Below are 13,609 nucleotides of genomic sequence, written 5' to 3' on the forward strand. Positions count from 1 at the left end.
ACAATCACTCTTAATTGAACAGAGCATTTTTAAGTTTTTCAAAAAGATCTTCTGCTATTAATCCACTCTCATTTGCTGTTTCATAGCTATTCCCGAATGCAATAAAAGTTGTTTTCTTATAATTAAATATAATAGTTGAATAGCCGGCAACAGCTCCGGTATGTCCTATTGCGCCGAATATATCTGAAATTCCTAATCCGTAATTAACTCCGATTGGTGCCTCGGCAACAGGAACATCGATTACATTTCTTGTTGCCTGCAAAGCAGAGCTGAGCAAAGTTCCCGCCATCAATTCCTCAGTCCAAATAAGCAGATCATCAATTGTTGAAACGACTCCGCCTGCAGCCCAAATTGAATAAGGATCTTGTGAAGTGAAATCTTCATTGTCAGAAATTATCCCGTCATTGTTTATATCTAAATAACCTCTGACAATATTTCCATCAAGATCGCTGGTTTCAGGTAGATAAGTACTATACATTTTTAGCGGATGAAAAATTTCGTCACGCAGAAAGTCGGTCAAAGGTTTATTCGAAAACTTTTCAATTATCAATCCAAGCAAGTAGTAATTAGAATTACTGTAATAACTTTTTTCTCCGGGTGTATCAAGCAATTCTTCGTTTCTAAAAAGATCACATATCACTTTTGGTGTCCATTCGTAAGTTGGGTTTGTTGAATAAATATCAAGGAACGCATCATAATTTGTGTAGTTTGGAATTGCGGAACTATGATTTAATAACATCATTAATGTTATTTCATTTCCTCGGGTAATCACGCCGGGTAATAATTCCTCAAGAGTATTTTCGAATTTGATAATATTTCTATCCACTAAAATTAATACTGCGGTTCCAATCATAGTTTTAGTAACGCTTCCGATTCTGAATTGTTGTGAAGTTTTAATTATTGCGGAATCTCTTAAGTCTGAATAACCGAAAGCATCTTTGAAAATTGATCCATCCTCAAATTTTAAAAGAAGTAATATTCCGGGTACATTATGATCTACAAACGATTGCTGAACTACTTCTCTAATTTTCAATTCATTTTGATCTGCAAGAGAGAAATCGGTGGAGTCTGTTGAATGTTCACAAGAAGTCAGATGTAATAAGAAAAATAAAAGTACTATACGGAGTTTCATCATAACTCGGGAATCTATAACATATATTATTATCGAATATTAATTCAAGAACTTTAGAAAATCTGGAAACTTGCTTATCAATCAAAGCGTTCGGTTTACTTCAGATTTGTGTTTTGAATCAATTTACAAATTGGAACAAATTTCTTAACTTGACACACAAGTCGGATTATCTTAATTGAGCAAAAATTTATTTTATTACCTTCGTGCCAATATAGATTACATGCATTATTTTATTTGCTAAAATACTTTTAAATACATTACGGAAGTGAATCCAATTTATGCGAGATAATGCAAAGCCAATTTCTCATCTAAAATCCTTACTACATAAACCGCATTTTAAAATAGCGATCATCTATTTAGTTGTCTCTGTATTGTGGATAATTTATTCGGATAAAATTCTCTTCAGTACATTTCAAGATGTTCAAAACATTGAGCATTTCCAGTTACTTAAAGGATTATTTTTTGTAGTCGGTACTGCATTATTAATTTTTTTCTTAATTAGAAAATCTTATAACAAAGTTAAAGTTAGTAATTCTGATCTACAGGAAAGAGATAAACAATTAAAGCAAAGAAATAAACAGCAAGCAATTCTTCTTAAGATAAGCAGTATTTTAGCTAAGAATCTTGAACTAAAGAGTTTACTACAATTGGTCACTGACAGTGCCGCTAATTTGTTAGGACTTCCAACCACCGCGATTTATTTAGTCGAAAAGAACGATATTGTCTTAGGAGCAACATCCCCACCCATTCCTCCCGATTTCCCTGATGAATTTCGGAAAGCCGATTTAACAGACCACCCACATATTGAAAAAGCTTTGCGGTCAAAGCATCTTGTAATTATACACGACACCTCGAAAACAAGGCTGACCGAAGAAGAGAGAGTTATAGTCGAAACCCGTAACTTAAGATCACTTCTTTACATTCCTCTTATTCTAGAAGGTGAAGCTCAGGGAGTTCTGATTGCCGGGAAGGATGATGCTCCGGTAAAATTTTCTCAGGAAGAAATTGAATTAGCAAACGGATTAGCAAACCAAGCGGTTCTGGCAATAACTAACGCCAAGCTGTATGATAACCTAAAGAAATATACTAAGCAGTTGGAGACTCATATCCTTGGGCAAAAATTAACTGAGGATCAGCTACGCAAAAGTGAAGAAAAATTTAGGAATTTATTCGAAAATCATTCTGCGATTAAATTTATTATCAATGTTAAAACCGGAGCAATTGTTAATGCCAATAAAGCGGCTGCGAAGTTCTATGGTTGGTCAGTTGAAACTCTTGAGAAAATGAAAATATCCGAGATCAATCTGCTTCCTGAAGACGAAGTATATAAAATTATGGAAGACGCAAAAAAACAAGAAAAAGTTTTTTTCGAATTTAAGCACCGTAAAGCAGATGGATCAATTGCGGATGTTGAAGTTTATAGTACTGTTATGAAGATCGATGGGGAAGATCATTTGCACTCTGTTCTTCATGATGTGACAGATAAGAAAAAAACCGAACTACAATTGTATAAGTTATCTCTAGCAGTTGAACAAAATCCAGCAAGCATAGTAATAACAAATCTAAAAGGTGATATTGAATACGTCAATCCAACCTTTTTAAAAATTACAGGTTATTCTTTTGATGAAGTAGTAAATAAAAATCCTAGGATGCTAAAATCCGGTGATCAATCAGATGAATTTTATAAAGATATGTGGAATACTATCACCTCCGGAAATACTTGGTCAGGGGTTCTTCATAATAAAAAGAAAAACGGTAAGCTTTTTTGGGAATCAGCGATAATTTCACCAATAAAAAACGATAAAAACCAAATCACTCATTTTGTTGCTGTAAAAGAAGACATTACAGATGATGTTAAACGCGAAATGGAACTACAAAAGTATCGAGAAAACTTGGAAGAGCTTGTTGCACAAAGAACACGAGAATTAGATAAGGTCAACTTTGAGTTGAGGCAACAGCTTGATAAAGGTAAACTTCTGGAAAAACAGCTTGAAGAATCGCTCTCGAAGGAGAAAGAAATCAACGAGTTAAAAACCAGATTTATAGCTACGGTTTCTCATGAATTCCGAACACCACTTTCCGCTTTGCTTTCGTCAACGCAAATGATTCAACGTTATTCTTCAAAATGGAGTGAAGAAAAATTGAATCAGCACCATACAAGAATTGAATCAACAGTAAAATACCTCACTCAACTGCTTGATGATGTATTGACAATCAGTAGGGCAGATAGAGAAATACTAAAAAATGAACCTGAATTAGTAAATATATGCAACTTGCTTAATTCGTTTATGGACGAAGTTAGATCACATATCGATGTGGAACGCAGAGTGAATATTTTCTGTGATATAAATGATTCCGAAATGAAAGTGGATAAAAAACTGCTTAGACATGTAGTAATAAATCTAATAACTAACGGAATAAAATATAGCCCACAGGAAAGTGAAGTTAATCTAAATGCAACTTATCATAATAATAAATTGTTATTAACTGTCAGCGATAATGGAATTGGAATTCCGGAAGATGAAATCAAATATATTTTTGATGCCTTTTATAGAACAAAAAACTCTATCGGAGTGCCAGGTTCAGGACTTGGATTAAATATTGTTAAAAGAGCCGTTGAAACTATGAACGGTACAATTTCAGTAAATAGTGTGATTGATAAAGGAACAACTTTTACGGTTACAATACCAATAAACTAATGAAAGACAAAAAAAGAATTTTGGTAATTGAAGATGATCCGATATTAATTCGGAATCTTAAAGATATTTTAGAAGAAGAAGGGTATGAAGTTCATATTGCCGTTGACGGTGAAGATGGTATCAATTTAGCAAAAGAAGCACAACCGAATTTAATTATTTGTGATATTTCAATTCCTAATAAAGACGGATATGAAGTTTTAAAAGAAATTTCTCAAAGCGATAAGACAAAAAATATTCCATTTATCTTTTTAACCGCAAAAGTAGAAAGAGAAGATTTGAGAAAGGGTATGCAGCTAGGTGCGGATGATTATATCTTCAAACCGTTCGATATTTGGGATTTGCTCAATTCTATAAAAGTACGCCTGAATAAATTTTCAAGCCTTTCAAAAATTGAAGATCAGTCAAAATCCAATGAAAATAAGAAGTACGACATAAATGATAAGATTTTAGTTTCAATCGGTGGAAAATCGCAATTTTGTTTTATAAGAGACTTAAAATATATCAAAGCTGAAACACCGTATGTTAAAATGAACTTCGAAAACGGGAAGAGTGTTTTACATAGGTCATCTGTAAATGAATGGGAACAGAAATTACCGGAATTATACTTTACGAGAATTCACCGATCTACAATTATAAATAATGAGTTCATCAGCAAAATTGAAAAAATTAGTGGTACTTCATACATAATCAAATTGAAAGATGAACCTGAGCCACTAGTAGTAAGTAAGCGTTACAGTAGTAAAATTAGGGAAAGGTATACATAAACTATTACTAGAAAACAGAATGTTATCCGGTTAATTCATTTGCATTTAACATTCTGCAGAATAAATCGATAATGAGTTGTAATGACCAAATATTAGGGGAGTAGATTTTTATGGAATATAAAATCCTCGTTGTTGAAGATGATCCTTTTCTACGAAGTAACATTGCTGATATATTAGAGACCGAAAACTACAAAGTTATTACTGCCGAAAATGGTTCGGAAGGAATTGAGAAAGCTGTAAAATACTTCCCCGATTTAATCCTGAGTGATATAATGATGCCGAAGATGAATGGATTTGAATTCATCGAAGAAATTATGAAACATGATGAATTGAGTTCCACACCAATAATTTTACTAACCGCAAAAGCCGAACAAAAGAATATTAGACGAGGAATGAGTTTAGGAGCAGATGATTATTTAACCAAACCATTTCAGATAGATGATTTGTTAGCTGCGGTTGCAGCACGATTAAAGAAAGTTGAAAACGTCAAACAGAAAACAAAAGCATTGAAAGATGAAATATCTTCAAAAGTACCGCATGAATTAAGAACGCCACTCGTTCCGATACTTGGCTTTTCTGAACTATTGCTTGGTGAAGAAAATCTTGATCAAGTTAAAGAGATGGCTCAATTAATTCACAAGAACGGAAAAATCTTACATCAGAAAGTTGAGAAGTTTTTATTGTATAAAGATCTAATCTTTATTAAAGATGGTAATCGTGATAAAATGAAAGCCAACAATCCTTCAACCTTATCAGATGAATCGGTGCGTTATAGTTTATTAGGTTTAGAGAGTAACCTTAAAGCAACTGAAAGAATTAAAGCAGATATTGAATCCGTCTCGTTCGACATCGATGAATTTTTTATCAACACCGTTATTAAAGAATTAGTTGAGAATGCGCTGAAGTATTCGAATATTGAAAAAGAAGTAACTATTAAAGGAATCAAAGACACAAAAAATTACCTAATAAGAATTAAAGATAATGGTCATGGTATGACTGCCGAACAAATTAAAGCGATTGATGCCTTTGGTAGATTTGAAGCAAAGAATTTTTATGAATCAGGATTAGGACTTGGACTTGCTATCGTAAGTAAAACAATCAAAATTCTTCGAGGCGAGTTTAAGATTAAAAGTGAGTTAAATAAATATACAATCTGTGAAATATTGCTGCCGTTAAATTAAGATCCCCCAAATTCTTCTTTTCGAATTATTTTGATTTACTCTTTTTAAAGATTCTCATTTGTCAAACAGCTGTTTGCCCGCCTAATATCAAAAATTGCCCGTTTAATACAAAATCCCTAATACGGCACTTTTAAAACACGATGATGAACTACGAGAGGAAAATTTATAGTTAGGAGGAATAAATGGAAGTCACTTCAACCCAAAAGGAGAATTTAGAACTAATACAACTAGTCAGCTTTAAAGTTGGGAAAGAAGAATTTGGTGTTGATATTCTTAAAGTTCAAGAAATTAACCGGATGCTTAAAATAACAAAAGTCCCGAACTCACCGGATTTTGTGGAGGGTGTCGTCAATCTTAGAGGCAGAATTATTCCGGTGATTGATCTAAGGAAAAGACTATCAATTGAAAACAAAATTCACGATGCAAAAACTAGAATTGTGGTTGTTGATATTGCCGGAAATATAGTTGGGTTCATTGTTGATGAAGTAAATGAAGTACTAAGAATCTCGAAAGATATACTCGAAAATCCACCTGAGTTGGTTGCCCAAGTTGATAGCGACTTCATTACATCGGTTGCAAAACTAGAGGACAGAATTATAATTCTCCTCGATTTAGATGCCCTCTTATTAAAAAATGAAAAAGAAATATTAGAAGAAATATCTAACTAAATAAATTAATTAAAGGAGATATAAAATGAAGAATCTAAAAATCGGGGTAAGACTAAGTATTGGTTTTGGGATAGCAGTCTTTATGCTGGGAGTGGTTTTATTTACTGGCTTAAATAGTTTGTCAACGGTTAATGATGAAATAGATTTAATTGTACATGACAGATTTCCCAAGACAGTTCAAGCTAATGAAATTGTATCAGCAATTAATACAAATGCAGTAGCGATAAGCAATATGTTGCTTTCTAATGATCCAAGAATCAAACAAGAGACCTATAAATTGTTTGAAACAACAGGTGAAATTGTTAACCGTAACATGGAAAAATTTAATGAAACCGTTAAATCAGATAAAGAGAAAGGGCTTATAGCAAAGATTAACGATATCAGACGAAATGAATTTTTTCCGGTTAGACAAGCATTGTTAAATGAATATGAAGCCGGCAACATCGATGGTGCAATTGCAATTCTGGTTGGTGATTACAAAACACCTCAGGAGCGCTATATTCAAGCTGTAGAAGAACTTATAAACTATCAAAATCAATCAGTAGTGGAAGGATCTATTGATGTTGATAATGCGTATAGTACAGCCACCACTTTACTATTAGTTATTGGCATTTTAGCTCTTGTATTTGTTATTGGTTTTGCATGGTTCTTAACAAACAGTATAGTTCGCCCTGTTAATATGGTAAAAGAAAGAATGACATCACTTGAATCGGTATGTATTACAAATCTTGGCAATGGTTTAGTGGGATTGGCGAAAGGCAATCTAAAAATAAAAGTAGAAAAAGCAACGAAACATCTTAACATAACTACAAATGACGAAGTCGGTCAAATGGCTCAAGTATTTGATTCAATGCTTTCAAAAGCACAAGCTGGAATTGATGCTTATGAAGTAGTTCGCGAAAAAGTTGGAATGCTTTCTGACGAAATGGAAGGTTTGATTGATGATGCTAAAGACGGAAAATTAAGCAGTCGTGGCGATGCAAAGAAATTTGAAGGAACTTGGAGTCAATTAGTTGTTGGTGTTAACGGAATTTTGGATGAAGTTATAGCTCCTGTTCAAGAAGGTTCAAGAGTATTAGAAATAATGGCCAAAGGAGATTTAACACCGCGAGTAACAGGAAATTATAAAAATGATCATAAAATTATTAAAGACAGTATTAATCAACTTGGTGAATCTTTAGAAACAGCAATAAGAGAAGTAACCGAATCAGTTTCTGCAACAGCTAGTGCAAGCAGTCAAATCTCATCATCATCGGAAGAAATGGCAGCCGGAGCACAAGAACAATCAGCACAAGCAACAGAAGTTGCTTCAGCAGTTGAACAAATGACAACGACCATTCTACAAACAACAAAGAATGCAAACATAGCATCAGAAAGTTCAGTAAACGCAAGTAAACTAACAAAGACCGGTGTCGAAAATATTATAAAAGCAAAAGAAGGAATGAATGAAATTACAACCTCGGCACAAGGTACAGCCAGAGTAATCGGTTCTCTTGCAAATAAAACAGATCAGATTGGTGAGATAGCACAAGTAATTGATGATATTGCGGATCAAACAAACTTGCTTGCACTAAACGCAGCTATTGAAGCAGCCCGCGCTGGAGAACAAGGCAGAGGATTTGCGGTTGTAGCAGATGAAGTTCGTAAACTTGCCGAACGCACAACAAAAGCAACCAAAGAAATCGCTGAAACAATTAAGCAGATCCAAGGTGAAGCAAAAGAAGCGAATGAATCAATGGTAGAAGCGGGTAAAGTGGTTGCCAAAGGAATCGAATTAAACGCAGAAGTAGAAGATGTTTTATTAAATATTGATAAGGCAGTAAAATCAGTAAGTAATGAAATCAATCAAGTAGCAACAGCGAGCGAAGAACAATCAAGTGCTGCTGAACAGATTAGTAAGAACATAGAATCAATCAGCAGTGTTACACAGCAATCGGCAGCTGGTACACAACAGATTGCAAGAGCTGCAGAAGATCTAAACAGACTAACTGATAATCTACAAAACTTGATAAGCAAATTTAAGATCAATGCTAGAAGTCACTCAATGAAGCAAGAGGATTATGTAACAGTAAAAGAAGAAAAACATTACAAAGTTACAGGTAATGGAAGATTAGTGAATCATTAAGCACCCCCAAAAATATAGTACATGCGATAACTTGAAGCCGCCCGTAGTTTTGGCGGCTTTTTTTATTAACAATATCAAATCAGAATTTCAACTTTATTCCAACCGGACAATGATCCGAGCCCATAACATCCGGCATTGTGAATGCATCGGTAATATTCTTTTTCAAGTTTTCACTGATGAAGAAGTAATCGATTCTCCAGCCGACGTTTCTTTCTCGAGAACGAGTAATTACATCCCACCAAGTATAGACTTCAGGATTATTGTTAAACATTCTTAGTGTATCGATAAAACCCTCGGCAAAAAATCTGTCCATCCAAGCTCTTTCTTCGGGTAAAAATCCGGATACAGTTTCATTTGCTTTGGGTCGGGCTAAATCAATTTCTTTATGTGCAGTGTTTACATCTCCGCAGACAATAATTTTCTTTCCTTGTTTCAGCAAATCAACAGCATACTTTTGAAATGCTTCATAGAAATCGAGTTTGTATTTCAATCGTTCCTTATCACGCTTACCGTTTGGGAAATAGATATTGAATAAAGTAAACTTTTTAAACTCGGTAATTACAATTCTTCCTTCGCTGTCAAATTCCTCAATTCCAAAACCTTTGCTAATGCTTATTGGTTCTTCTTTTGTATAAGTAACGACTCCGCTATAACCCTTTTTATAAGCTTGGGAAAAATAAGCATGATAACCATCAACATTTGTTAAGGATTCATCAAGCTGTTCTTCCCAGGCTTTAGTTTCTTGCAGACAAAGTATATCGGGATTTTCATTTTTAAACCACTCAAGAAAACCTTTCTTTGCAACTGCTCTTATTCCGTTTACATTCCACGATAGCATTGTATATGATTTCATTTTTTCCCCTTTTTATTACAAAATAGTAAAATATCCTCGCTTAGCGGGGTTTTTATTTAAAATTTGAAAATTATCAAAAATCAATATTAACAATAATATTCAACTCGCAAAGTGTAATATATCTTTTAGTGGGTTATTGACAATAAAAAAAAATGTTCGGATAATAGTGTCGTAAATTATCACTACTCCGAGAGAGTAAGAATACAGATTACTCAACGGAAATTTTTCTTACCCCATATTTTACATTCTCTCCCGAAGCGGAATTCTCAACATAAATTAGTTTAATCAAGGAGCCTTTATGAAAGCATTAAAGTTTTTGCTTTTGCTTGTAGTGGTGTGCTTTTTCTCCGCATGTGCTCAGGAATCCGACAACTCGATTCCTGAGGTAAAAACAACAAAAGAAGCGGTTGAATTTGTCAATACGTGGGACAAAAATGTTTATCTCTTTATGCCCGCCGACGATCCGATCACGACACTAGGTGGTTTAACTAAAGAAGATTTTGCATGCTGGGGGATGGAGTTGTTTAAGAATCTGGATTCACTTCTCGCCATATTAAAAATTCCGAATGAAGGTATAAGATTAATGGGAGACGGAGCATATAACGACGCAGGAGAAAAAAAACCGAAAGTTTATATAACATGGAATACTTATGAAAAAAGTTTAGTAGGGGCTAAGCGATTTATACTTGTGGCAAAAGAATAAAAACCAGAGCTATCAGATTGAGGTATTTAAGACCACTAGTTTAATATTGAGTTTGGTTGAATGATTCAAAACGTTTAATAGTGGTTTTGTGGTATTATAACAGAATGCTCATTCTCTAATTATATAAATATGTCATTATGATTATATGATTATTAGATATAAAAATTAGCTGAAGGACGTTAACATGGACAAAGAACAAATTTATTCGATGATCTCAAGGGGCAATACTTCCCAATTGGAAATGCTTCTTGCAACTGGCGCATTAAATGCCAATGATACAACACCGAGCGGTGAACCGATGATTATTATGTCAGCTTGTATGGGAGATGCAAGACTGGATATCACCAGAACATTAGTCGATTACGGGGCTGATTTCAATGTTAAGGTCAGTGACAAAACTTTATTGGACTGGATCAAGCAACCGACTTACAAAGCTAATTTAGGAACAATTGCATACTTACGATCTTTAGGTGCAATTGAAGAAACTGAAGACGAAGAATTGGAGGAATTAGATTATGATCAAGAATATGTAGTCTACCGGGAAACAAAACCTTCTTTGTGGGATATGCGAAAAATTACGATTGAAAATGCTCAGCATTTGCTCGAAATCAGAATGAAATTTATTTATGAAGACCCCAGCAACAATAAGTACAGCAAACTTATAAAAGAATTTATTTCCGGTTATGATGACTTATGCGGAAGTGCAGTATTAGGAATTGTGTACAAGTTGTCCCCAGGAATATCTCATTATGAATTTACCGATTGGGCATACAAAAATATTTTTGATAAAGAATTATATCTTTATTCCACTTGGGATTCCAACTACAGGGGCGAAACTACGCTGGATGGTTTTTTCACCAACTTTAAATTAAACAGCAGAGTTCCTATTAAACAAGAGATCCAAGAAGAAAAAGATAACTCAAAGGTTTTTCAAAATAATTTATCAAACGCTGATTCTCTTAAAGCTGGAATTGAATCTGCCGAGCTTACAGCTAATAAGAATGATAGTTTGAAAACATCTCCTCAAAATTTTAATACAGATGAGAGCCCCCAAACAAAAGTGGTAGAAGAAATTTCGAGTGTCTCGAAAAAGGGTTTTAATTTTATTGTAAACTCCTTTAAAACTACAAAGACATATCAATACAAGTATAATTCTACAGTAAAAATATTTACGGCTTCAGCATTTAAAAAGTTATTTGTAGCAAAAGTGACTATTGATAATCCTACGCCACACCATATTACTTTTTCTTCAAACCAATTCAATATTGAAGATAATTCAAACCAATTGGTTTATCCCAAATTTTGCGGTACCGGAAACTCAGTAATCGAGAGCGGAATAACACACCTCATTAAAAATACAATTAACAGTGAGAATAATAAAAAGATATGTCAATTTGAGGGTGTTCTCAGCGAATATCTGTCCTTTGTTGAATGGCATATTTGGCCTAATCAAAAATATGAAGATTCATTTATTTTTGAAGTGGACGATAACAAGGAATACCTACAACTTAAACTCGAGAATTTTGATCATCCTGTTGAGAGTCATTTTTTACAAATAACCTTTGAACCGTTATCAACCACATCCCGCTATCTATTCAAAAAAGATGATACCGATATGGAGTTAACTTCTTCATCCGGATATATATTTATCACATCAAAAGTGAAGTTAGTTAATAATTCAAATAGGTGGGTAAGAATATCAACTTCAAATTTTGCACTTGTTAACGAATCGGGAGAAAAAATTGAAGCTGATTTTTACGGTGCCGGCAACTCTGTTGTAAAAGCCGGATCAATCACAACATTTTTTACAAATCAAAATGCTGAAAATGGCAATCTTACCCAAAGAATATTCGGTGGATTCGCTTCACAAAACTCCTTTATGGAGTGGCACCTAAGTCCTGGCGAGGGTTTTGAGGAAACCTTTGTTTACTTGCTTTCAAATTCATTGGCAAAAAATCTAAAATTAGAATTTCGTTATTTGCTTCCGACAGGGGAATACTTCAAATCTTCATCTGCAACTTTTGTGGGGCAGCAGACGAATGCCGGATGCTTTATCGCTACCGCAGGATTTTCTGCAAATGCAACCGAGGTAAATACTTTACGCAGTTTCCGTGATAACGTTCTTCAAAAATACTTCATCGGCAGATTGTTTATAAAATGTTACTATAAAATTTCTCCTTCTATTGCCGAGTGGATAAAAAAATCGGATAAAAGAAAATACTCAACAAGAGTATTGCTTAAACCAATAATAAGATATGTCGATAAATCTAATCGGTTCAATAAAATATGAGGAGAATTCATAACATTTATATTGTTAAGTAATTTAGTCTAATGCTGCGGCAATATTTCGGGAGATAAAATCAAATTTCATACTTATCCGGTGCTTTTAGAATAGGTTATGAGGAATTTCTTAATGAGCTTAATTAAAAAAATTTTTTTACCCAACACTAAGAAATTAGAAGAAAAACGGGATATAAGCTCTCTTGCCGGCTTGCTTAATTATATCAATTCATCCGATTCGACTGAAAATCAATGCGGTAATGAAGCGCTCTTGGCATTGATAAGATTAAACGATAAATCGGCAATTGATGCTATAACAAATGTTTTATATCAACTGACAGATAAAAATAAAAATTACGAAACGGCAAGATTAATTGGACAGAAATTGTTGCAGTCTGAATTACCGGAAAACAAGCGCAGCTTGATAGAAGGAATAATTTATCCAAGAAGCACTTATGAAACAGTTGATGTTTTAGTTAAAAAATTAGATCCCAAAGTTTCAAGTGATGAAGAAACGCAGACAGAACTTGATAAATATTATAAAGACAGAAACAAGCAAATTGAAAAGCAGATGGATTGGGAAGAAAAATATAATATAAAATTATCCTATCAGCTTTATATGCGTGATAAACCTTATGATCCTTATGAGTCTGCCTGTAATGAAAGAGATAGAGCATTAAAAAGGCTGTCAGAATTGAAAAGTGATATTGCTGTTCCGTATCTCATTGATTTCCTTCGAAATAAATTTTACAAACGGACAAACTTACTTGTTGAAGAAAAAGAATATTTGATGGCATTGGATGCGCTTGAAAAAATTGGCGACCCGTCTCTTAAACCAATGGAAGATCTATACGAGGAAATGAATGATTTTATATATCAATTTTTCCATCCACATCTGCTTACTTTTCTGCAAACTGTCAAGAAAAATGGAAAAACCTTTTTAGTCGGACGAGATCGGGAAATTGAATTAAACGAAGAGTTTCAAGTTGGAGCAATGTTCGGAGAGGATGCATTTCATTTCGCTTCTTTGCTTAAGAAATCAATTGACCGAATCTCTCCTCCCCAAATTCTACCTCTGGAAAAAATAATTGTCGGATATTGTAAAAACTGTGGAAGGGAATTAAAAATCAAAAAAGTAAATGTAAAGCCGTTTATGAACTTAACCTGCAAATGCGGGTTCCATAATAAAATTGAAACTAAATAA

The 13,609-nt window shown here is 33.9% G+C and carries 10 protein-coding genes; 8 read left to right on the forward strand and 2 right to left on the reverse strand.

Translation table 11 applies throughout. The features are described 5' to 3' along the window. Positions 1 to 10: 10 nt before the first annotated feature. Positions 11 to 1,132 (reverse strand): serine hydrolase domain-containing protein, encoded by a 1,122-nt coding sequence (locus QY331_01470; protein WKZ69921.1) that lies wholly within the window; start codon positions 1,130 to 1,132, stop codon positions 11 to 13. A gap of 278 nt (positions 1,133 to 1,410) precedes the next feature. Here QY331_01470 and QY331_01475 point away from each other — a divergent pair, with 278 nt between their 5' ends. From QY331_01475 to QY331_01495, 5 genes are all read left to right on the forward strand, one after another. After that, positions 1,411 to 3,831, forward strand: coding sequence for a PAS domain S-box protein (locus tag QY331_01475; protein WKZ69922.1), 2,421 nt, complete (start codon positions 1,411 to 1,413; stop codon positions 3,829 to 3,831). Further along, positions 3,831 to 4,595: a response regulator gene (locus QY331_01480; protein WKZ69923.1), complete on the forward strand. Its 765-nt coding sequence runs from the start codon at positions 3,831 to 3,833 to the stop codon at positions 4,593 to 4,595. The genes QY331_01475 and QY331_01480 overlap by 1 nt, the downstream gene beginning before the upstream one ends. A 110-nt stretch (positions 4,596 to 4,705) precedes the next feature. After that, the gene (locus QY331_01485; protein WKZ69924.1) at positions 4,706 to 5,776 is read left to right on the forward strand and encodes a response regulator; all 1,071 of its coding nucleotides are present in this window, start codon (positions 4,706 to 4,708) and stop codon (positions 5,774 to 5,776) included. 182 nt (positions 5,777 to 5,958) lie between these two features. After that, positions 5,959 to 6,444, forward strand: coding sequence for a chemotaxis protein CheW (locus QY331_01490; GenBank protein WKZ69925.1), 486 nt, complete (start codon positions 5,959 to 5,961; stop codon positions 6,442 to 6,444). 25 nt (positions 6,445 to 6,469) lie between these two features. Then, complete coding sequence (locus QY331_01495) at positions 6,470 to 8,569, forward strand: methyl-accepting chemotaxis protein (protein WKZ69926.1); 2,100 nt, start codon at positions 6,470 to 6,472, stop codon at positions 8,567 to 8,569. Between the two features lie 79 nt (positions 8,570 to 8,648). Here the strand turns inward: QY331_01495 and QY331_01500 are convergent, their stop codons facing one another. Continuing rightward, positions 8,649 to 9,422 (reverse strand): exodeoxyribonuclease III, encoded by a 774-nt coding sequence (locus tag QY331_01500; GenBank protein WKZ69927.1) that lies wholly within the window; start codon positions 9,420 to 9,422, stop codon positions 8,649 to 8,651. Between the two features lie 298 nt (positions 9,423 to 9,720). Here QY331_01500 and QY331_01505 point away from each other — a divergent pair, with 298 nt between their 5' ends. The 3 genes from QY331_01505 (at position 9,721) to QY331_01515 (ending at position 13,609) form a co-directional block, all read left to right on the forward strand. Next, positions 9,721 to 10,125: a hypothetical protein gene (locus tag QY331_01505; GenBank protein ID WKZ69928.1), complete on the forward strand. Its 405-nt coding sequence runs from the start codon at positions 9,721 to 9,723 to the stop codon at positions 10,123 to 10,125. 184 nt (positions 10,126 to 10,309) lie between these two features. Further along, complete coding sequence (locus QY331_01510) at positions 10,310 to 12,415, forward strand: CFI-box-CTERM domain-containing protein (GenBank protein ID WKZ69929.1); 2,106 nt, start codon at positions 10,310 to 10,312, stop codon at positions 12,413 to 12,415. 123 nt (positions 12,416 to 12,538) lie between these two features. Beyond that, the gene (locus QY331_01515) at positions 12,539 to 13,609 is read left to right on the forward strand and encodes a hypothetical protein (protein WKZ69930.1); all 1,071 of its coding nucleotides are present in this window, start codon (positions 12,539 to 12,541) and stop codon (positions 13,607 to 13,609) included.

This window comes from Melioribacteraceae bacterium (assembly GCA_030584085.1).
Lineage (GTDB): Bacteria > Bacteroidota > Ignavibacteria > Ignavibacteriales > Melioribacteraceae > SURF-28.